The 19,349-nt window shown below is 67.2% G+C and carries 20 protein-coding genes; 6 read left to right on the top strand and 14 right to left on the bottom strand.

Annotated elements, in window-relative coordinates:
- Positions 1 to 102: 102 nt before the first annotated feature.
- On the bottom strand, positions 103 to 1,188 hold the full coding sequence (locus tag GRS48_RS04555) for a hypothetical protein (protein ID WP_200840205.1): 1,086 nt from the start codon (positions 1,186 to 1,188) through the stop codon (positions 103 to 105).
- 204 nt (positions 1,189 to 1,392) lie between these two features.
- On the opposite strand from GRS48_RS04555, the gene GRS48_RS04550 reads away from it, so the two are divergent.
- The 3 genes from GRS48_RS04550 to GRS48_RS04540 all read left to right on the top strand — a co-directional run bounded on the left by GRS48_RS04550 (position 1,393) and on the right by GRS48_RS04540 (position 3,088).
- Positions 1,393 to 2,220, top strand: a complete 828-nt coding sequence (locus tag GRS48_RS04550; protein WP_159483979.1) for a hypothetical protein — start codon at positions 1,393 to 1,395, stop codon at positions 2,218 to 2,220.
- A gap of 126 nt (positions 2,221 to 2,346) precedes the next feature.
- Positions 2,347 to 2,574 carry a flagella cluster protein gene (locus GRS48_RS04545; protein ID WP_159483977.1) on the top strand — a complete coding sequence of 76 codons (228 nt, stop codon included), beginning with the start codon at positions 2,347 to 2,349 and terminating at the stop codon, positions 2,572 to 2,574.
- A 64-nt stretch (positions 2,575 to 2,638) separates the two neighbouring features.
- The gene (locus GRS48_RS04540; RefSeq protein WP_159483975.1) at positions 2,639 to 3,088 is read left to right on the top strand and encodes a universal stress protein; all 450 of its coding nucleotides are present in this window, start codon (positions 2,639 to 2,641) and stop codon (positions 3,086 to 3,088) included.
- 582 nt (positions 3,089 to 3,670) lie between these two features.
- On the opposite strand, the gene GRS48_RS04535 is transcribed toward GRS48_RS04540, so the two are convergent.
- Entirely contained in the window at positions 3,671 to 4,222 is a 552-nt protein-coding gene (locus GRS48_RS04535) for a GNAT family N-acetyltransferase (protein ID WP_159483973.1), read from the bottom strand.
- The gene (locus GRS48_RS04530; protein WP_159483971.1) at positions 4,219 to 4,587 is read right to left on the bottom strand and encodes a universal stress protein; all 369 of its coding nucleotides are present in this window, start codon (positions 4,585 to 4,587) and stop codon (positions 4,219 to 4,221) included. The genes GRS48_RS04535 and GRS48_RS04530 overlap by 4 nt, the downstream gene beginning before the upstream one ends.
- Positions 4,588 to 4,680: 93 nt before the next feature.
- On the opposite strand from GRS48_RS04530, the gene GRS48_RS04525 reads away from it, so the two are divergent.
- Both GRS48_RS04525 and GRS48_RS04520 read left to right on the top strand, forming a co-directional pair.
- Positions 4,681 to 5,499 carry a DUF5806 family protein gene (locus GRS48_RS04525; RefSeq protein WP_159483969.1) on the top strand — a complete coding sequence of 273 codons (819 nt, stop codon included), beginning with the start codon at positions 4,681 to 4,683 and terminating at the stop codon, positions 5,497 to 5,499.
- 2 nt (positions 5,500 to 5,501) lie between these two features.
- The gene (locus tag GRS48_RS04520) at positions 5,502 to 7,073 is read left to right on the top strand and encodes a PAS domain S-box protein (RefSeq protein ID WP_159483967.1); all 1,572 of its coding nucleotides are present in this window, start codon (positions 5,502 to 5,504) and stop codon (positions 7,071 to 7,073) included.
- Between the two features lie 50 nt (positions 7,074 to 7,123).
- On the opposite strand, the gene GRS48_RS04515 is transcribed toward GRS48_RS04520, so the two are convergent.
- From GRS48_RS04515 to GRS48_RS04500, 4 genes are all read right to left on the bottom strand, one after another.
- The gene (locus GRS48_RS04515; RefSeq protein ID WP_159483965.1) at positions 7,124 to 8,836 is read right to left on the bottom strand and encodes an aldehyde ferredoxin oxidoreductase family protein; all 1,713 of its coding nucleotides are present in this window, start codon (positions 8,834 to 8,836) and stop codon (positions 7,124 to 7,126) included.
- A gap of 62 nt (positions 8,837 to 8,898) precedes the next feature.
- A complete protein-coding gene (gene thiL, locus GRS48_RS04510) occupies positions 8,899 to 9,792 on the bottom strand; it encodes a thiamine-phosphate kinase (protein ID WP_321168291.1) in 894 nt (297 codons plus the stop codon).
- Between the two features lie 185 nt (positions 9,793 to 9,977).
- Positions 9,978 to 11,222 (bottom strand): CaiB/BaiF CoA-transferase family protein, encoded by a 1,245-nt coding sequence (locus GRS48_RS04505; RefSeq protein ID WP_159483963.1) that lies wholly within the window; start codon positions 11,220 to 11,222, stop codon positions 9,978 to 9,980.
- Positions 11,223 to 11,570: 348 nt separating this feature from the next.
- Positions 11,571 to 11,963: a hypothetical protein gene (locus tag GRS48_RS04500; protein WP_159483961.1), complete on the bottom strand. Its 393-nt coding sequence runs from the start codon at positions 11,961 to 11,963 to the stop codon at positions 11,571 to 11,573.
- Between the two features lie 388 nt (positions 11,964 to 12,351).
- Between GRS48_RS04500 and GRS48_RS04495 the strand changes: the two genes are divergently transcribed.
- Positions 12,352 to 13,155: a hypothetical protein gene (locus GRS48_RS04495; RefSeq protein ID WP_159483959.1), complete on the top strand. Its 804-nt coding sequence runs from the start codon at positions 12,352 to 12,354 to the stop codon at positions 13,153 to 13,155.
- 111 nt (positions 13,156 to 13,266) lie between these two features.
- On the opposite strand, the gene GRS48_RS04490 is transcribed toward GRS48_RS04495, so the two are convergent.
- The 7 genes from GRS48_RS04490 to phnC form a co-directional block, all read right to left on the bottom strand.
- On the bottom strand, positions 13,267 to 13,977 hold the full coding sequence (locus tag GRS48_RS04490; protein ID WP_159483957.1) for a hypothetical protein: 711 nt from the start codon (positions 13,975 to 13,977) through the stop codon (positions 13,267 to 13,269).
- Positions 13,978 to 14,553: 576 nt separating this feature from the next.
- On the bottom strand, positions 14,554 to 15,168 hold the full coding sequence (locus GRS48_RS04485; protein WP_159483955.1) for a cupin domain-containing protein: 615 nt from the start codon (positions 15,166 to 15,168) through the stop codon (positions 14,554 to 14,556).
- A 105-nt stretch (positions 15,169 to 15,273) separates the two neighbouring features.
- Positions 15,274 to 16,023 (bottom strand): HAD-IA family hydrolase, encoded by a 750-nt coding sequence (locus GRS48_RS04480; RefSeq protein WP_200840204.1) that lies wholly within the window; start codon positions 16,021 to 16,023, stop codon positions 15,274 to 15,276.
- Entirely contained in the window at positions 16,020 to 16,829 is an 810-nt protein-coding gene (locus tag GRS48_RS04475; protein WP_159483953.1) for an HAD-IIA family hydrolase, read from the bottom strand. The genes GRS48_RS04480 and GRS48_RS04475 overlap by 4 nt, the downstream gene beginning before the upstream one ends.
- Positions 16,826 to 17,632 carry a phosphonate ABC transporter, permease protein PhnE gene (phnE, locus tag GRS48_RS04470; RefSeq protein WP_159483951.1) on the bottom strand — a complete coding sequence of 269 codons (807 nt, stop codon included), beginning with the start codon at positions 17,630 to 17,632 and terminating at the stop codon, positions 16,826 to 16,828. The genes GRS48_RS04475 and phnE (GRS48_RS04470) overlap by 4 nt, the downstream gene beginning before the upstream one ends.
- Positions 17,632 to 18,528, bottom strand: a complete 897-nt coding sequence (gene phnE / locus GRS48_RS04465) for a phosphonate ABC transporter, permease protein PhnE (protein ID WP_159483949.1) — start codon at positions 18,526 to 18,528, stop codon at positions 17,632 to 17,634. The genes phnE (GRS48_RS04470) and phnE (GRS48_RS04465) overlap by 1 nt, the downstream gene beginning before the upstream one ends.
- Positions 18,529 to 19,344 (bottom strand): phosphonate ABC transporter ATP-binding protein, encoded by an 816-nt coding sequence (phnC, locus tag GRS48_RS04460; RefSeq protein ID WP_159483947.1) that lies wholly within the window; start codon positions 19,342 to 19,344, stop codon positions 18,529 to 18,531. It abuts the gene before it with no gap.
- Between the last annotated feature and the right edge of the window lie 5 nt (positions 19,345 to 19,349).

Raw genomic sequence — 19,349 nt, 5'->3', positions numbered from 1 at the left:
CACCGCCGCCGATTCTTCCGGTTTCACGCCGCTTCGTTGTCATCTCCGTCGTCCGCTCCGCCGGCGTCGGTCCACGATCCGTCGTGAGGGGTCGACTCGCCGTCACGGCCCGTCCGTCGTCGATCCGTCCGTCGTCGATCCGTCCGTCGTCGATTCGTCCGTCGTCGATCCGTCCGCCACCGCCTCCGTCGTCGGGTCGATCGCGGGAGCCAGCAGGGCGAGGTCGGGGTCGATCCCGCCGAGCGTGGCGACCTCGTAGGCGACGAGGTACGTGCGGGTCAACAGCCGGACGGGCAACAGGACGACGAGGAGCGTCGTGACCGCGACGAGCGCCACGGCGACCGTCGCGGCGATCCCCGCAGCGGTCCCCGTGAGCGCCGCGAGCCCGCCGAGCAGACCGGCGGCGACGACGAGCGCGACGGCCGCGAGCACGAGCACGGTGCCGCCGACCACGAGGAGGACGACCGTCTCCGCGATCGCGACGCCGAGCGCGAGGAAGAAGTGGACGACGAGGTAGACGAGGAAACCGGTCCACGACGCCCGTAGCGTCGGCCAGAAGCGCCGCCACGCGGCGATGACGCCGTCGTCGCGGCGCACCATCACCGGGACGACGAACTCGTAGGTCGCCCGGAGCGCCGCCAGCACGGCGACGACGAGGACGGCCCCGCAGAGCGCGAGGGCCGCGATCGCCGCGGGCGGCAGCGTCTCGACCCCGACGAGCGACCGCTCGCTCGCCGCCGCCGCGAGCGCGAACGGCCCGCCGAGCAGGAGCCCGAGGCCGAGCGAGAAGGCGAAGAGACCGGCCGCCTGTCGGAGCCGGCGGACGAACGGTCCACGCAGTCGGACCTCGTTCGTCCGGAGCGCGTCGTAGAAGACGAGCCGGAGCGACAGCGACGCCACCGAGAACACGATCGCGAGGGCGACGGTCGCGGCGACGATGCCGGCGACGATACTCGGTGAGACGCCCGCGAACGGGTCCGTCGCGACGCCCGCGAGCCCGTCGGCATCGAGGCGTTCGGCGGCGCGTTCCCCGACCGGGAGCGGCGGAACCGAGACGTTCGCCCCCGCCCCGCCCATCAGGAGGACGAGCAGGACGAGTTTCGTCCAGCGGACGACGCTGAACGGGAAGAGGAACCGGCGAGTCGCGCCGACCGCGTCGTCGACGGCGTCGACGGCGTGCCACGTCATGTGCGGGCGTTCTTCGGGATCGGATATAAAAGTCCGCGCCCGGGGATCGGGGTCGAGCCCGGCTGGGGATCGGCGGGGTCGGCGACCGGATCGGGCCAGCGACCGGATCGGGGCCGGCGACCGGATCGGGGCCGGCGACCGGATCGGTCGACTCCTTCGCGTGGACCCACAGCCCTTTAGCGCGGACGGGGACAACCCCGTGGTATGAAGGTCCGCGGCGAACGCGAGTGTCGGGACTGTGGGGCCCGGTGGTCCTACTACGGGACGGGCAGCGTCGCCTGCCCCGACTGTGACAGCCTCCGGAGCGTCGGGGTCGGCGGCCGGACGACGCACACGGACGCCCCCGTCGACCTCGACCTCACGGCCCACCGCACGCGGTTCGGGGAGGCGCGCGGGACGCTCCCGTCGGGCGGCGTCGACGAACTGAAACGCGACCTCCGAGCGTACGTCCGCAAGCGGGGGTTCGTTCGGGGCGGCGAACTCCGCCCGCTGGACGCGACGTACCTCGCGGCGCGGGAGCTGTTGGAGGCGGTCGACGCCTACGATCGGCTGCGCGACCCGACCGACCCCGACCGGGAGTACCTCCTCGCGCTGCTCGCCGGGGCCGAGGCCGGTGACCGCCCCGCGCCCGGCGACGTTCCGACGGCGCTGTACGGCGCGCGCGGGCTGGCCGCGGCGCAGTCGGTGTCGGCGTACCGGGAGGACCTCCTCACGTTCCTCGAGGAGCTGTCGTCCGACGAGGACCGCGGCGACCACGACGACCGCGACGACCGCGGCAACCGCGACGACCGCGACGACCGGTCCGTGACGGTCGAAGGGGACGACCCGCATTCCCGGATCGACCCGGCCAGGGAGCTCCTCGAGCGGCTCCGCGACCGGACCAACCGCGTCGAAGCCCTACAGGGGGACGTCGACCCCGCGGTCGCCGACGCGCTCGTCGACGCCGCCGACGCGGTCGGGGAGTACGTTCGGACCGGTGACCCGGAGGCCTTGGACGCCGCGCGCGAGGGGCTCGCCGAGGCCGAGCTGTAGCAGGCCGATGGGACGATGGGCCGATGGGTCAGGGGCGGTTGACGGCGGACGCGAGGAACCGACACGCGGATCCACGCGTGAGACGCGGAGCCACACGTTTATAAGCAAGAGCGGGAACCCCCAGCCATGACCGGCTTCGACGTCCACGAGCACCGGCACGCGCTCAAGCAGCTTCGGGACGACGGCCGGACGCGCCTGTGGGCGAACCGGGGGGACGTCCCCTGTCCGGTGTGTGCGGAGCCGTTCGCGCGGCTGTTCACGACCCGGCGGGTCGGGACCCGGTTCCCCGCCGCCGACGGCGCGCCGTTCTGTCTCCTGCGCGACGGCGACGCGGTCCACCTGTTCCGTCACTGACCGCCGGATCGGGAAGAACCGTTACACAGCGGGGTTTTTCAACTCCGGCGTCGACTGCTCCGGTATGACCGACCTCGACATCGACCTCGTCCTCGTGCCCGTCGACGGCAGCGAGGAGTCACACGAGGCAGTCGACTACGCCATCGCCGTCGCCAACGAGTACGACGCGAGCGTGCACGCCCTCTACGTCCTCGGCGAGGACGTCGTCCGGGCGATCGAGACGGGCGCGATCGACGAGGCCGACGTGGCCGACGACACCGAGTCGTTCACCGACTCCGTGATCGAGCGCGCGGAGGCCGCCGGCGTCCCGCACGGCAACTCCATCGCGTACGGCTTCTCCACGAAGGTGAAGACCGTCCACCCCGGCAGCGTCGTCCTCGACACCGCCGAGGACCTGGACGCGGACTTCATCGTCGTCCCGCGCGAGCCGGTCACCGGCGGCCCCGTGGAGGTGCTCGAGAAGGCGGCGGAGTACGTGCTCCTTTACGCGAGCCAGCCCGTCCTCTCCGTCTGACCGGCCCCTCGGCGTTCGGTCACTCGTCCTCGTTTTTAAGGTGTCAATCCTCCGTTAGAACCGTGTTCTTTGGACACGTTTCCGCTTAAAAGAGACGGTGTTCGGTGTCGATGTCGTTTATCAGCAGAGCTGCGGTGCGGTGGCGCGCCCGTTCGCGCCCGTCGGGCGCGAACGGAGCGCGAGGGAGTCGTGACGGCCTTTTAAGGCCGTCACGACGAGGCTGGGGAGGTGTGAGGTGCGGTGCGGTTCGCTTGCGGGACTTTGGCGGTCCCTTTCGGCGTGATCGTCGTCGCCCTCGCTTCAACAACCGTTTCTACCCCACTCGCAGACGATCTCAGTGGAGCCGTTTTTAAGGAGCCGGCCGGATCCGCGTTCACGGACGACGGACCCACGAGCGCCCCGTTCGTGCTCGTCGTCGGACTGGTCGCCACGTCGCTCGTCGCGAGCCGGGTCGAGCAGCCGGAGCGTGAGGGGCGAGGACGACGTCACCTCAAACCGGAGACAAACGCCCTCCACCACGTACCCTCCGCGTGGCGCGCCCGCCGGACGCGCTAAAAGCGTCGCTGGCTCCCCGCTCGAACGCTACGCCTCGCCGTCGGCCGACTCGTTCAACCGCAGCGACATCTCCATCTCGAAGCTCTCCGCGTCGGAGGTCTCGAAGCCGATCTTCTTGTACAGCGACACGGCGGCGTGGTTCCAGCGCTCGACGGTGAGCCACACCTTCTCGACGCCGGCCGCCCGCCCGTACCCGAGGAGCCCCTTAATGAGGCGGGTGCCGATGCCGGCCTCCTGGTAGTCCTGGTGGACGAAGATCGCGAGCTCGTACGCCTCGTCGTCCGGGACGAGCGTCGCGTGTCCGGCGACCTCGTCGCCACACCACGCGAGCACGTTGAGGCAGTCGGCGGCGAGGATCGTCTCCAGCCACTCGCGGATCCGCTCGTCGCCGCCGGGCGGGATCCCCTGCGCGCGGTCGGCGGGGTCGAACGAGTCGTACATCGCCACGAGCGCCTCGCGGGCCCCGTCCGAGCCGTCGTACGCGCGGATCTCGACGTCGCGTCCGGCGGCGTCGACGAACGGGACCGGGACGTCGGGGAACGCGCCGGCGACCGTCTCCGGGAAGCGTCGTCCCGTCATCTCACCAGCGTCACGGACGTCTTGGCGTTCAACAGGACGAACTCCGCGATCGACCCGATCGTGATCTTCCCCATGGGACTGGTCTGGCCGCCGCCGAGGACGATCTCGTCGAACCCCTCGTCCTCGGCGATCTCGATGAGCCGGCTCCCCGGATCGCCGTCGACGCGACGGACCTCGGCGTCGATGCCGGCCGACTCGACCGCCGCCGCCGCCCGCTCGACGAGGTCGTCCGGCGTCCGGGTCGAGTCGGGGTTGTCGAGGACGGCGATCGTGAGGTCGTCGTCGGCCACGGCCGCCCGGTCGACGCTCCGCTCGAGCGCACGCAGGGAGTCGTCGGTGCCGCCGATCCCGCAGAGTACCTTCATGAACCCCACGTCCACCGGCGTGGTAAAAAGGGTTCGGCGTCGGGTCGCCCCCGACCGGCAACCCTTTTGACCGCGCGTCGGAACACTGCGTGCATGAGCGACCAGTCCGGCCCCGCGGCGGGCGCCTCCGACGACGAGCCCCCGGCGCACCGGCCCGAAGAAGCGGAGGGGAAGGAGAAGGCGGAAGCGCCGACGCCCTCGAACGAGGACGAGGGGCAGGACGTGACCGACCCCTCGACGGCCTCGGACGGGACGGAAGCGACTGCGGCGTCGACCGACGCCGAGGCCGGGAAGACGACCGCACCCGACGGCAACGTCGAAACCGGGGAGACGACCGCACCCGCCGACGACGGGCCGGTCGACGCGGACGCGTCGAACGACCTCCCGCCGGACGTCCGCAAGTACGAGCGGTTCAAGAAGATGGACGGCGCGAGCTACGAGCGCGTCAACGAGTTCCTCCGCGACCGGACGTACGTCACGGCACGGGAGTGGGCGATCGCCCGGCTCTGTGCTGACTTCCGGACGGAGACGGGCGTCGAGATGACGAAGATCGGCGAGAACCTCCCCGAGCTCGTCCCGTTCATGACGGACACGTACACCCCACAGGCGGTCAACCAGGCCCGCTACTCCTTCGAGGAGAAGGTGACGAAGTCGGGCGCGACGTTCCTCTACGGCGCGATGTCCGGCTTCTTCACGGCGGAGGACGTAGACGAGATGATGTACGAGGTGACCGAGGTGGCGAAGTTCCTCCTCGAGGTGGAGGGCGTCGACCTCGCGGTCGCCGACGAGCTCGACGCGGAGGACCGGATCTCGGCGGTGATGCGCGAGGTCCGCGAGTCGTCCGCCGACCTCCGCGGCGAGGAGGTCCGCTGTCCCGAATGCGGGCACGTCCACGACGCGAGCGAAGAGTGACCATGGAAGCGCTCCGGGAAGTGCTCGACGCGCTTCCGGACGCCGTCCTCGTCGTCGACGGCGCGGGGACCGTTCGGTTCGCGAACCGGCACGTCGAGGCGGTGTTGGGGTACGACCCCGACGACCTGGAGGGCGACTCGGTCGAGACGCTCCTCAACGCGCCCGACCGCGAGCCGCACGCGGCCATGCGCGAGGCGTACATGCGCGACCCCCAACCCCGACCGATGGGGACGGGCTTGGACCTGTACGCGCGCCGCGCCGACGGCACCGAGATCCCCGTGACGATCAGCCTCGGCCCCGTCGAGCGCGACGGCGAGACGGTGATCGTCGCGACCGTGATCGACGTCCGCGAGGAGCGGGAACGGGAGGCGGCGCTCACCCGCCGGACCCGAACGCTCGCCGCGCTCCACCAGGCCACCCAGGAGCTGTTGAAGACGACCGACAGGGAGCTGGGCGCGGCGGCGGCCGTCGACTACGTCAACGACGTCCTCGGGCTCCCGATCGCGGCGATCTGGCTGTACGACGACGACGTCGACGCGCTCGTCCCGGCCGCGTGGACCGACGCGGCCGTCGACGTCGTCGGCGACCACCCGACGTTCGAGGCCGGCACGGGGAGCATCGCGTGGGACGTCTTCGAGGCCGGCGACCCGCGATACGTCGCCGACACGCACGGCGACCCCGACCGGTACAACCCCGAGACGCCGATCCGGAGCGAGCTCCACGTCCCGCTCGGCCGGTACGGCGTGTTGACCGTCGGCTCGACGGAGCCGGAGGGGTTCGACGAGGCCGACCGGACGGTCGCCCGGCTGTGGGGTGCGACCGTCACGATGGTGTTCGTCCGCATCGAGCGGGAGCGCCAGCTCCGCGCCCGGGAGGCGGAGGTGAAACACGAGCGCGACCGCTTGGAGGAGTTCGCCAGCCTCGTCAGCCACGACCTGCGGAACCCGCTCAACGTCGCCGCCGGAAACCTCGACCTGGCGCGGGAGGCACACGACAGCGACGAGCTCAGGACGGTCGCCAACGCCTTGGACCGCATGGCCGCGCTCGTCGACGACATGCTGACCCTTGCACGCCAGGGCGACGAGGTCGACGAGCTCGAATCCGTCCCGCTCACCGACCTCGCCGCGGAGTGCTGGGCGAGCGTCGACACCCGGGCGGCGACGCTCTCGATGGCGACCGACATGACGGTCCGCGCCGACCGGAGCCGGCTCGCGCAGGTGTTCGAGAACCTGTTCCGGAACGCGGTCGAACACGGGGAGGAGGACGCTCGGGTCACCGTCGGCGCGCTCCCGGACGGGGACGGGTTCTACGTCGCCGACGACGGGCCAGGGGTCGACCCGTCGCGCCGCGAGGACCTGTTCGAGGCGGGCGTCACGACGGCCCCCGACGGGACCGGGTTCGGGCTGAAGATCGTCTCGGAGATCGCTCGGGCACACGGCTGGTCGGTCTCGCTCGCGGACGACAGCCATCCGGAGCCCGACGGCGAGCAACACGAGAAGGGCGGTGAGGGACGCGAACGCGACGGCGACGGCGCACGGTTCGAGTTCCGTGGCGTGTCGATCGTCGCCGACTGATCGACCATCGTTCGGGGGTTCCGTTGGGATCGGGGTCGGACCGACGCCGATCAGTCGTCGGCGACCGCCGGCACGTCGCCGTCGGCGTAGCCGGGCACGGTCCCGTCGTCGTTCCAGCCGCGGAGCTCGTAATACTCCGAGAGCCCGGCCTCGAAGCCGTCTATCGCGTCCACGTACGGCAGCGTGTCGTCGTCGCGGTCGAAGCCGCGGGCGTTGTTGAACGCCCGTTCCAACTCGACGACGCGCCCGCCCATGCGGATCAGGTTTTCGTAGTCGGCGTCGAGCAGGCGCGCGAGCCGGTCGTCCGTGACGACGCCGCGCGAGAACTTACAGATCACCGCGGAGTCGAGGACCGCGTTGCGGTTCTCCTTGGCGACGATCTTCGGCGGCTTCCCGTCCAGCCCGCTCGGCTCGAGCGCGTCCTCCTTGCCGACGAGCGGGTACTCGTACGGGTAGAACTCCCCGTACATGTGGTCGGCTCCGCGGTTCGACGTCGCGAACGCGAGCCCCTGTCCGTTGAGGGTTCGCCCGTCGTGGCCGGGGAACTCCAAGCCCTTGACGCTCCAGTCGGCCGCGCCGAACTCCTCGTGGGCGCGGTGGACCCCCTCCGCGAGCTTGTCGCCGACGCCCTCGCGGTACGCGATCTGCTCGACGAGCGAGTGGACCAGCTCGGCGTTGCCGAACTCGTCCTCGCTCTCGAGGAACATCGAGACGACGTCGCCACAGGAGATGGTGTCCATCCCGAGCTCGTCACACAGCTCGTTGGCCCCCATCACGTCGACGATGTCGTCGATCCCGGCGTTCGAGCCGAACGCCATCACCGTCTCGAACTCCGGGCCCTCCGTCTCGAGCCCGGTCGCCTCGTCGCGGGTCGGGAGCTTACAGGCGAACGCACACGCCGAGCAGGTCCCCTTCTTGTACTTCTTCTCCTCGACGCGGTCCCCGGAGATCCCCGCGGCCCCCTCGAAGGAGCGCTCGGAGAAGTAGTAGGACGGCAGCGCGTTCACCTCGTTGGCCAGCTCGGTGACGCTCGCGGTCCCCTGCCGTTTCATGATGCTGTCGGAGGTGGCCGCCTCGCGGTGGACGTCGCCCGCGTCGTCGGGCCAGTCGACGTCGATCGCCGCGTCCGCGTCGCCGTCGAAGGTGACCGCTTTGACCCCCTTCGAGCCGAGGACGGCCCCGAGCCCGCCGCGGCCGAACGCGCGCGTGTCGGACGTCATGATCGACGCGAAGCGGACCCCGTTCTCGCCGGCCGGGCCGATACACGCGACGTTCTCGGCGGCCAGGTCGTGGCTCTCCGCGAAGCGATCGGAGACCGCGGAGACCTCGGCCCCGGCGAGGTCCTCGACCGGCTCGAACTCGACGCTCGGCGTCCCGTCGGCGTCGGCCTCGCGGACGTGTACCGCGAGGAGCTCCTCGCTCTCGCCGACGAACTCCACCGCGGCGTACCCCGCGCCCGTGAAGTTGCGCGAGAGGAACCCGCCCGCGTTCGAGGAGCACAGCCCGTTCGTGAGCGGCGACACCGCGGTCGCCGACATCCGCCCGGTGTACGACGTCGTCGAGTACTGCATCGGCCCCGTCGAGAGATAGAGACGGTTCTCGGGCCCGAGCGGGTCGACGTCGAAGGGGATCCGGTCGTACGCGAGCCGGGTGTTGAGCCCGCGGCCGCCCGGGAAGTCGGCGAGGACGTCGTCGATCGACTCGGCGGTGGCGGTTCGGTTCGTTAGATCGACCGTGAGGAGCGGCCCCTGTGCGTGTCTCATACTGGAACCACTTCGTCGGAAGCGCGATAAAAGTCCGGGTGTGGCGGGTCGGAGCCGCCGGCTCACCCGTGGGTGTACCCCTCGTCCGGGAGCGGCTCGCCGTCGACGGTGACCGCGTCCGCGGCGTCGACCACCGAGCCGACCCGCGTGAGACCGGCCGGACACGCCGTGCGAGCCGCCCGGAGCGCGTCCTCGGGGACCGTACAGACGAGCTCGAAGTCCTCGCCGAAGATCGCGGCGAGGTCGAACCGCTCGGCCGGATCGTCGGCGACGTCGTCGACGGCGGGATGGACCGGGAGGGCGTCCGCGTCGAGCGTGAACCCCACGTCGCTCGCCTCCGCGAGCTGATGGAGCGACCGCGCGAGCCCGTCGGAGGAGTCCATCATCGCGGTCGCACGCCCCGCGAGGGCGACGCCGTCGGCGATCCGTGGGGTGAACCGGAAGAGGTCGTTCGCGCGCTCGACGGCCGTGGCCGTCCCGCGGTCGAACAGCCGGAGCGCCGCCGCGGATCGTCCCCACTCGCCGGTGACACAGAGGGCCTGTCCGGGCTCCGCACCCGACCGTCGGACCGGTCCGGCGTCGGTGACCCGTCCGATCGCGGTCGTGGCCGTGGTGAACTCGGTGTGCGTGTCGAGGTCGCCGCCCACGTAGTCGGCGTCGACCGCCTCGCACGCCGCGACCGCGCCGGCGACGAACCGGTCGAGCTCGTCGGGATCGAACGTCTCGTCGGCGTAGACGGCGACCGCGGCGGTCGCGCTCGCCCCCATGGCGGCGACGTCCGACAGCGACGCGCCGACCGCGCGCCAGCCGGCCGTGTCCCGCGTCGTGCCAGCGGGGAAGTCGGTTCGCTCGTGGAGCATGTCCGTCGTGATGACCGTCCCGTCGACGACGGCCGCGTCGTCGCCGGCGTGTGGGAGCCGGGCGGCGAGTCGTCGGAGGGCGTCGCGCTCGTTCACGGCCGTGGCAACTCGCCGCGCGACTATAGAAGGCCACGATCCGCGGGGGCGGACCGACGCTCGCGAGGCCGATCGCCTCGGCGACGACGCGGCCGTGGGCAGTCGTCCGCGGTCGTCAGTCGTCCGCGGCCGACGGCGGTGGTCGGTGGTCGTTCGCGGCGGGCGGCGCTCGTTATCGACCGTGGTCAGTCGTCGTCCGGGATCGCCCCGCTCGACCGGAGCCGATCGAGGTCGTCGTCGCGGTAGCCGTACTCGCGGAGCACCTGGTCGGTGTGTTCACCGAGCGACGGCGGGTGTCGCCGGACGGTGGCCGGCGTCCGCGAGAAGTGCATCGGCGACCCCGGGAACGACATGGAGCCGGCGGTCGGATGGTCGACCTCGACGCGCATCCCGCGCGCCTCCAGCTGCGGGTCGTCGAACAGCTCGGCCACGTCACGGACGTCACTCGCCGGGACGCCCGCGGCCTCCAGCGCGTCGATCGCCGCCGCCGTGGAGAGGTCGGCGAACTGCGCGTCGAGCGCGGCGTCGAGCGCCTGGCGGTTGGTGACGCGCTTCTCGTTCGTCTCGAACCGCTCGTCCGCCAGCAGGTCGGGCCGGTCGAGCGCCTCACAGAGTCGGGGCCAGAACGCGTCCGACGAGCAGGCGACGACGACGTAGCCGTCGCTCGTCTCGAACGCCTGATACGGCGCGATGTTGGGGTGTTTGCTCCCCATGCGGCCGGGGACTTCGCCGCTCGCGAAGTAGTTCGTCGCCATGTAGCTGGTCCACGCCGCCTGCCCGTCGAGCAGGCTGATATCGATCTTCTGTCCCGTCCCGTCGCCGAGCTCGCGCTCGAGCAGCGCGCCGAGGATCGCCTGCGTGGCGTACATCCCGGCCCCGATGTCCGCGAGCGCGACGCCGATCCGGACGGGCGGGCCGTCCTCCATCCCGGTGATCGACATGAACCCGCCGCGCGCCTGCATCATGATGTCGTAGGCGGGCTTGTCGCGGTCGGGGCCCCACTCGCCGAACCCCGACATCGCACAGTAGACCAGCCCGGGGTTGTCGTCGACGAGGTCGCCGTAATCGAGCCCCCAGTCGGCCATCTTGCCGACGCGGAAGTTCTCGACCAGCACGTCGGCCTCGCGCGCGAGGTCGCGGAACACCGCCCGCCCCTCCTCGCTCGCGAGGTTCAACTCGACGGAGCGTTTGTTCCGGTTGACGCTGACGTAGTAGGCGCTTTCCGCGTCCTCGCCCTCGCCGAACGCCGGCGGCCGGAACGTCCGGGTCTGGTCGCCCATCCCCGGCCGCTCGATCTTGATCACTTCCGCGCCGAGGTCGCCGAGCTGCATGGTACAGAAGGGGCCGACGAGCACGCGCGAGGCGTCGAGCACGGTGACGCCGTCGAGCGGGCCGGCGTCGCCCGAGGGGGTCCGCGCCTCACCGACCATCGGGACTCACCTGCCGCCGCGAAACCGGTTGACGGTTCATACGTTGGCGGTCCACCCGACGGGTAATGAGCCTCCCGGCGTCGGCGGCGCGTTCCGGGACGACGAACGTGCCGGGATCGTCGGTCGATGCGACTCCGGCGATCGGCCGGTGCGACCCCGGCGATCGGTCGGTGCGACCCCGGCGGTTCGTTGTCGTCGACGTCCATCCGACCAGCGATCGGAGGGTAGAACGTCCTGCGGACCGGCAAGCGGTATGCCGATAGTTGGAGAGGCAGTTTCGATATTCGTTGCGGGACGGGGCCCGAACCCCAGCACGATCTGAAACCTGAGAACTCGGCACCGTACTGGTCAGTTCCGAAGCGTACGAAGCACGGTCCCAGTAGGCCACACCCATAGAAGGAGATACACCGCGACGACAGTGACGAGCGGGAACGTGCCAACGAAGAGGGCTATCAAAAAAGCAGGTGGATAGAAGAACAGTCCCGGTGGGAGGGATCCTGTATGCTTGTTGAGTATGTCGAAGACGACGGCAGGACCCGCGAGAACGGTTGTCGGCAAAAAAAACAGGACGACGAACGTCTCTAACGCCCATGCAGACGTATTCGTGAAGAAAACTACGGCTGACAGGAACAACGCACTGACACCGGACAACATCGGTAAATACCACCACTTGTCAGTGCGAGCGGCGATGGATTCGAGGGATCGGAGGATCGGCCCAGACGAGTCGTTTTCGAGGATCATATTCCGACATTATTGACAATATTCAAACATTTTCTGTTCACAAATCCTGGCGTCCTGCTGAGTTCGTTCCCAGTATCTCACACCACTACGGCTCTGTTGTAATACTTAATTGGTGATAAGCTTCCAGCAACCGTGCTAAACACAGAAGTTGTAGTCAGCATGAGAGACAGTGTTATTTTCTCAAAATGGATCCTGAATTAGCCGATAGAACACGCCTGCGTACTGACCGCTGAGACTTACCAATTCAAAAGATGTTCCCATAGCTGTGCGGGACACAGCGCGCATCTTGCATTTATCCGTCGATCTCCTTGCTCGTGGTTCTATCAAATTTCTAAAATTTCAACAGAGATAGTTGGTTTTATATCATCTCTAAATTGAACTGTGGGCTATGGTAACGGTGTATAATACAACACGGTATAATCGAAAGTATGCCCTTTTTTCTGGGTCACTTGCTTTTGTCGCGGGATGGGCGATTATTGCTGTGCTCACACCTGATGGTTCTTTTACGGGCATTCCCAGATGGAAGTCATCTCTGTGGCTTTATTTAGGAGCTCACGGAGTTCCGCTATCGGACATTTATTTGGGTGGAACTGGGTTCAATTCAACACAGCCTCTCTCACTCATTGATAGCCAAATACCGTTCAGATACGTTCCACCTCTGGCAGTCGCTGGTGCCGCGATATACACGAATACGAAGTTCTCATCTCCCAAAATCAAGCGGAGCGTTTCAAAAACGCTTGATGCTGGATCAGCTTATTTCCTAGCCGCTCTGGTAGCGATGGTGGCCTCAGACATACAACCCGGTATCTCTATGATCTTACTCATAGCAGGCGGCGTAGCCGGCGCTGCGTGGGTCGGATCTTCATTTTTAAGCACGATTACGCGGAACATCCCATTTATTGGCGTCACTTCTCTCGGTACGATCCTTGGGCTGGGGTTCCTTTTCGTCGTGGGAAGTGCAGCTGTCTTAACCATGCTCTGGCAACTTGTTGCGATTGCGTTCGGCACTGCAGCAGTCACGGGTGCAGTGGCTGGTGTGGAGCGGAAGGCACGCCGTGACGGAAAACGGATCAGCGACGAATGGCCCCGTACAGCATTATTGAAACAGGAATTGAAGAAGAACTGGATCGAACTTGTCGTGATTGCCGGGGTTTTTGCCCTCCTATACGCCGGCGTGACCGGAGCAGTATAACCGGCTCTGTTGAAATCCTTAGCAAATTATATATTCTGGTCCAGTTGCGGTCACGACAATAAGCCGATTAAATAGAGGCTGAGTATTGACTGTGTTTCGTGAGAAATCCAACTACTCTATCGCCGTTATTACTAACTCTGTATCATTGAGGTCTGACTCAATGTTATCTAGTGTGTCGGGTACTTCTAAATAGTCTGATAAAAACATCTTTTCCGGATTCCACTCCGATGTATCTTTCTCAGTGATAATACAAAGATAGGTCATTTGATGATTAAGATCAGAGCGGGCACTAATATGGCGGCGGTATCTCTGAATTTGGCGTTTGACAGCTTCTCCGTTATTGATCTCTCCTTCCCGCTTTACTTCGATGAGAATGTCTCCTTCACCTTCTGTATTCTTAATATATACGTCAGCCTGATGGCGACTCCGGTTATTGACTTCGTACTCAAGATATACTTCATACGGCTCGTGTACTTTTGCGCTCAGAGCCCCATACAACTGAGCAGAAAACCATTCCTCAATTAACCGGACATCTCCAGTGGGATCTGTGATCGGTGCCTCATAGAGGGTCTGACGGACTACAGTTTCAATAGTCTCTGGTCTCGGTATGAGAACCTGTAGCCGAATATCTTGCATAGCTTCGCTGTAGGTTAGAGCACCGCTATCAACTGAGCGTTTTATTGAATCTCGAACTCGCTTTGCTAAGTCTGCTTTGTCGTTATAGGCCCGAACATTACACCAATCACAACGGCGACAGATCGAATTTAATTCATCGAGGGTCATTCCCTTAATGAAACGAAGGAGAGGGGTTCCTTGGGACACAAGTCAATCGGAGAGTTCATTGATTGTAAGTGTTCTTAACTATTATCAATTAATGGAAAGACTATTACTGAGTTGGTGGTACTATGGTAGTTGTCACTCATGTATCTCTAATCCAGTACGGAACCTCGTACGTTCGTCAATGCGGCCCTCCAAGCCCTTGATCTCATCGAAGCGATCCGTCGCGAAAAGCGATCCAGTATCAACAAGACTGCAAGGTTGTTGGCCAAGACGTGAAGAACGTCCACGAGGAGCTCATTCGGCTCGCCTAGCTGGATATTATTTTCTTTGATAAGACGGCCAGAGTAAGCGGCCAGCCGTCTAGTTTGAGGAACTTGACATCACGTTTGGTGCTGTTACAGTCGCCCTCATTGCCACGTGATGACCCGCGTCTGAATACACGTCCGGGTATGTGCTAAAAAACTGCACAGTACGCAGCTCTTATCGGCCGACTGTTTCAGGCGGGGATATGTCTGAAGAACATGATTTCAACACAGACATGCTCTGATAACCCCCGGCCGCTCTCGGACCCCACGACCGGCCCCGCAACACACCGCCGGGCGTCCGACTCGGGTCCGCTCACGTCTCCGGGCCGTCGCCGTCGCGGACGGGCAGCGGCTCGTCGGGGATCCGCAGCCGCTTCGCCCGTCCCACGGCCGTGAAGGCCCCGAGGAGCAGTGTGAGCCGGAGGCCGCTCTGCGGCGGGGCGATCATCGGGCCGTAGCGCCGGCTGACGAGCCCCAGGTACGGCAGGTTCAACCCGTGGTCCCCGTAGTCCTCCGGAGCGAGCGCGTGTTCCGCGAGTACGAACTCCTTGAACGCCAACCCGGGCGTCATACTCACCGCGAGCACGACCTCGTCGTCGCCGACGACCTCGTACCCGTGGGGCGTCCCCGGATCGATCGTCACCGTGTCCCCGACCTCGAGGGCGTGTTCGATCCCGTCGACGGTCGCCCGGAGACGACCCTCGTTCACGCTGATCGTCTCCGTCTGTTTCGGGTGGGCGTGGACCCCGACCTCGTGGCCGACCCCGAGCGAGAACGTGAGCGTGAGCGGCCCGACGGCGGGGTCGTCGGGCTCGTTGTAAAACGTGACGCGCTCCGCTCGAACGGGGTGTTCGGTGACCGTCACCTCGCGTCCGCCGCGCGATTCGACCCACTGCCGCCCGTTCTTTCGCGGGACAGACTGACTCATGACATCCACCGTCGACGGGGAGTGAGATAAATACGCGGGCCGGCGACGGGTGACGGGGTTGGTCGTCGGCGACGTGACTCACCCCCGGTTCGTCGACGGCGCGATTCAGACCCGGTCGTCGCCGCGGATCGAGTCGATCGCCGCCGGGAGCGCCGACAGCGAGTCGATCGTCACCGCGGGGGTCGCGTCGGCGGGCGGACCGTCGCCGCCCTCGCCGGCCGCCGCGGTGTGTGGCCGCTCGATCAGGACCGGATCGAGGCCCGCGCGATGAGCCGCCGTCACGTCGGTCCAGCGGTCGCCGACGTAGACGCCGCCGTCGGCGTCGAGCCGTGCGAGCGCCCGCTCGATGAACGTCGGGTCCGGCTTGCGCCGCCGGTAGTCCTCAATGGTCGGTCGCCGGCCGATGACGACCTCGAACCGGCCCGGGAAGCGGTAGGCCGCGACGAACGAGGCGGTCGCCAGCCGGTTGTTGCTCACCAGCCCGAGCCGACGCTCGCGGGCGAGCGTCGTCAGCGTCGCCGCCGCGTCCGGGTCGGTCGCCCGGGCACCGGACCGGACCCGCGCGTTCGCCCGACGCGAGGCGTGCCGCTCCCGGGCGGCCCACCACGCGTCGACGTCGATCCCGAGCGCCGCACACGCGTCGGCCATCGACGGATCGTACGCGCTTCCCTCCAGCACTGCGGCGAGGTCGGCGGGGGCGGCGGGGAGGTCCCGAACCCCGAGGTCCGCGAGCGCGTCGTGGGCCGCCATCCGGTAGACGCCCGGGTGCGTGCCCGGACCGACCAGCAACACGCCGTCCATGTCGAACAGTATCGGGTCTCGGTCGGACGGGCGGGCGTCGTCCCGCCCCGTCACGGGCGGTCCGTCGATCGCCGGTCGTCGACCAGCTGTCCGGCGTCCGCGAGCGAGTCGAGGACGTGGTCCGGCTCGACGTCGTGGGCCTCGACCGCCGCCCGATCGGTCACGCCGGTGAGCACGAGCGCCGTCCGCATGCCCGCGCGTTTGCCCATCCGGATGTCGGTCCCGAGTCGGTCGCCGATCATCACGCACTCGTCCGGCTCCATCCCGAGCCGGTCGAGCGCGACGTCGATCGTCACCCGCGAGGGCTTGCCGAGCACCCCGTCGATCTCGCGGCCGAGCAGCCCCTCGATCGCACCGATCACCGCGCCGCAGTCGGGGATCTCGCCGTCCTCGACGGGACAGGTCCGGTCGGGGTTGGTCGCGTAGATCGCGATCTCGCCCTGTCGGTCGGCGTCGAGCACGTCCTGGAGCGCGTCCTGCCCGAATTCGAGGTCCATCGACGCCAGGACGACGTCCGTGTCCTCGGGACGGGTCACCACGTCGAGACCGGCGGCGCGGAGCTCGGCGACGAGCGCCGGCTCCCCGATGACGTACACGCCCGCGTCGGGGTGGCGGTCCGCGAGGAACGCGGCGGCGATCGCCGCGGAGTTACGGACGCTGTCGGCGGGGACGTCGATGCCGAACCCGGCGAGCTTCTCGCGGTACTGGGCGGGCCGTTTCGTCGCGTTGTTCGAGAGGAACACCGGTTCGACGCCGGCTTCCTCGAGCGCGTCGATCCCGTCGACGACGCCCGGGAGGAGCTCGTCGCCGAGGTACACCGTCCCGTCGAGGTCGATGAGCGCGCCGCGGAGGCGGCTCATCGGACCTTCCCGCGTACCCACGCGGAGAGGAGCTCGCTGAAGATCACCACGACGAGGATGGCGAGCAGGATGGTCAACACGCCGCTCCAGTCGAAGAAGTCGATCCGCGTCTGAAGCTCCATCCCGATCCCGCCGGCACCGACGAAGCCGATGATGGTCGCCTCGCGGACGTTGATGTCCCAGCGGTAGACGGAGAGCCCGATGAAGGCGGGTTTGACCTGCGGGACGATCCCGTACAGCATCGTCTTCAGGCCGTTCGCCCCCGTCGCCTCCACCGCCTCGACGGCGGTCCGGTCGATCTCCTCTATCTCCTCGGAGATCAGCTTCGCGAGGAAGCCGACCGACCGGAACGCGACGGCGAGGATCCCGGCGAGCGTCCCGGTCCCGAAGACGATCACGAAGACGATCGCCCAGATGATGACGTGAACGGAGCGGGACGCGACGATGAGGAACTTGCCGAGCCCGTAGGTGTACCGGTTCGGCGTCGTGTTCCGCGCGCCGAGGTACGCCACGGGGATCGCCATGACGATCGCCAGTATCGTCCCCACGACCGCGATGTTGATCGTCGCGATCATCGGGGCCACGATCTCCGGCGCGTACGTCGCGTCCGGCGGGTACATCCGACGGAAGAGGTTCAGCGTCATCTCCGGCGCCGTCACGAGGTACGAGTACCGGACGTTCAGCGCCTGCCAGGAGACGTACGTCAGCAGGACCGTGCCGAGGAGCGCCACGTAACGCAGCAGGCGCTCGCGACGGTCGAACCGGTCCCACTCGCCGGCCGTCTCGATCGATTCGGTCGCCATTACTGGACCCTCCGTCTGGCGACGGCGCTGGCGACTTCACCCACGATCACCACGGCGATGATCGAGAGGATGATCGCCATGCTGTACTGGTAGTCGTACCGGTCGAACGACCGGATCAGGACGTTCCCGATCCCCCCCGCGCCGACGACCCCGAGGATCGTCGCTGCGCGGATGTTGATGTCCCAGCGGTAGATCGACAGGCCGATCAGCCGCGGCATCACCTGTGGGGCGACCCCGTAGAGGAGCACCTGTATCGGCGACGCGCCGGTCGACCGGATCGCGTCCATCTGGGTCGGGTCGATGTCCTCTAAGTCCTCCGCGAGCAGCTTCGCGAGGAAGCCGGGCGTGGCGAACACGAGCGCGATGACGCCCGCGAGCGCGCCGAAGCCGAAGCCGACGACGACGATGATCCCGATGACCAGCTCGTGGAGCGCACGGGAGACGGAGACGATCGCCCGCCCGACGACGTACACCGGGCGAGGGACCAGGTTCTCCGCGGCCATCACGGCGATCGGCACGCTGATGACCACGCCGATCGCCGTCGCGACGATCGACATCGCCAGCGTCTCGATCATGCCGGACCACAGCCTGAGCGCGTCGTTGTCGACGGCGAGCGCGCTGGGGACGAACACGTTGTAGCCGCCCACTTGGACCGGGGTGACGACGATCGAGACCCCGAAGTCCGGCGGGAACATGCTCGTGACGAGCAGCCACGCGGAGCCGAACCCGCGCAGGAGCCGGTCTATCGGCACCCACACGTTGACGACGTTCCAGACGAGGAACACCAGGACGACCGCGTACACGAGGTACTTGACGGCCGTGTTGTAAAACACCGTGGGGCGTTCCCACTCGCCGTCGTACGACGCGAACTCCGAGTCCGCGAGTTCGCCGCTCATCTATCGTTCCGTCGGCGTCGCGGGGCGTTCGTCGTCGCTCTCCGTTGCCGGCTCCGGCTCCGCCTCCAGCGATCCCTCCGTTCCGCCGCGGTAGATCGTGTCACGGACGTCCTCGTCGACCTCGTCGGGCGCACCCTCGAAGACGATGCGTCCGTCCGCGAAGCCGACGACGCGGTCGGCGTACTCCAGGGCGAGTTCGACCTCGTGGATGTTGATGAGGACGGGGATGTCGTCCTCGCGGGCGATCTCCGTCAGCAGGTCCATCACGGCCCGGGAGCTCTCCGGGTCGAGACTCGACGTCGGCTCGTCGACGAGCAGGATCTTCGGCCGCTGAACGACCGCGCGGGCGATACCCACGCGCTGGCGCTGGCCGCCGGAGAGCTCGTCGGCCCGTTTGTCCTCCATCCCGCCGAGCCCGACCCGGTCCAGCGTCGCCCGGGCGTGGCGGACGTCATCCGCCGGGAAGTTCCGCCGGAACGCGTTCCACATGGACACGTAGCCGAGCCGGCCGGAGAGCACGTTCTCCATCACGGTGAGGCGGTCGACGAGGCCGTACTCCTGGAAGATCATCCCCATGTTCCGCCGTTCGTCACGGAGCTTCCCCGTGGACAGCTCCGTCAGCTCGACGTCGTCGAGCAGCACCGATCCCGCGGTCGGCGTCGTCAGCTGGTTGATACAGCGGATGAACGTCGATTTCCCGGCCCCCGAGGGGCCGATGATCGCGACGAGTTCGTTGCCACTCACTTCCATGGAGACCCCTTTCAGGGCCTCGTCGCCGGAGTCGTACGTCTTCGCGAGGTTCTCGACGGATAACATTCGGG

Source organism: Halorubrum sp. JWXQ-INN 858 (genome assembly GCF_009806985.1).
Classification (GTDB): Archaea; Halobacteriota; Halobacteria; order Halobacteriales; family Haloferacaceae; genus Halorubrum.
The sequence above is the reverse complement of the archived record's forward strand: the minus strand, read 5'-3'. Positions and strand labels throughout refer to the sequence as shown.

What these genes read in the sequence shown, in the direction of transcription:
- GRS48_RS04525 (WP_159483969.1), top strand. Translation starts at nt 4,681, where the DNA reads ATGAGCGACCAGTCCGGCCCCGCGGCGGGCGCCTCCGACGACGAGCCC.
- GRS48_RS04550 (WP_159483979.1), top strand. Translation starts at nt 1,393, where the DNA reads ATGAAGGTCCGCGGCGAACGCGAGTGTCGGGACTGTGGGGCCCGGTGG.
- GRS48_RS04555 (WP_200840205.1), bottom strand. Translation starts at nt 1,188, where the DNA reads ATGACGTGGCACGCCGTCGACGCCGTCGACGACGCGGTCGGCGCGACT.
- GRS48_RS04495 (WP_159483959.1), top strand. Translation starts at nt 12,352, where the DNA reads ATGGTAACGGTGTATAATACAACACGGTATAATCGAAAGTATGCCCTT.
- GRS48_RS04545 (WP_159483977.1), top strand. Translation starts at nt 2,347, where the DNA reads ATGACCGGCTTCGACGTCCACGAGCACCGGCACGCGCTCAAGCAGCTT.
- GRS48_RS04500 (WP_159483961.1), bottom strand. Translation starts at nt 11,963, where the DNA reads ATGATCCTCGAAAACGACTCGTCTGGGCCGATCCTCCGATCCCTCGAA.
- GRS48_RS04485 (WP_159483955.1), bottom strand. Translation starts at nt 15,168, where the DNA reads ATGAGTCAGTCTGTCCCGCGAAAGAACGGGCGGCAGTGGGTCGAATCG.
- GRS48_RS04515 (WP_159483965.1), bottom strand. Translation starts at nt 8,836, where the DNA reads ATGAGACACGCACAGGGGCCGCTCCTCACGGTCGATCTAACGAACCGA.
- GRS48_RS04505 (WP_159483963.1), bottom strand. Translation starts at nt 11,222, where the DNA reads ATGGTCGGTGAGGCGCGGACCCCCTCGGGCGACGCCGGCCCGCTCGAC.
- GRS48_RS04535 (WP_159483973.1), bottom strand. Translation starts at nt 4,222, where the DNA reads ATGACGGGACGACGCTTCCCGGAGACGGTCGCCGGCGCGTTCCCCGAC.
- GRS48_RS04520 (WP_159483967.1), top strand. Translation starts at nt 5,502, where the DNA reads ATGGAAGCGCTCCGGGAAGTGCTCGACGCGCTTCCGGACGCCGTCCTC.
- GRS48_RS04540 (WP_159483975.1), top strand. Translation starts at nt 2,639, where the DNA reads ATGACCGACCTCGACATCGACCTCGTCCTCGTGCCCGTCGACGGCAGC.
- GRS48_RS04530 (WP_159483971.1), bottom strand. Translation starts at nt 4,587, where the DNA reads ATGAAGGTACTCTGCGGGATCGGCGGCACCGACGACTCCCTGCGTGCG.
- phnC (WP_159483947.1), bottom strand. Translation starts at nt 19,344, where the DNA reads ATGTTATCCGTCGAGAACCTCGCGAAGACGTACGACTCCGGCGACGAG.
- phnE (WP_159483951.1), bottom strand. Translation starts at nt 17,632, where the DNA reads ATGGCGACCGAATCGATCGAGACGGCCGGCGAGTGGGACCGGTTCGAC.
- phnE (WP_159483949.1), bottom strand. Translation starts at nt 18,528, where the DNA reads ATGAGCGGCGAACTCGCGGACTCGGAGTTCGCGTCGTACGACGGCGAG.
- GRS48_RS04475 (WP_159483953.1), bottom strand. Translation starts at nt 16,829, where the DNA reads ATGAGCCGCCTCCGCGGCGCGCTCATCGACCTCGACGGGACGGTGTAC.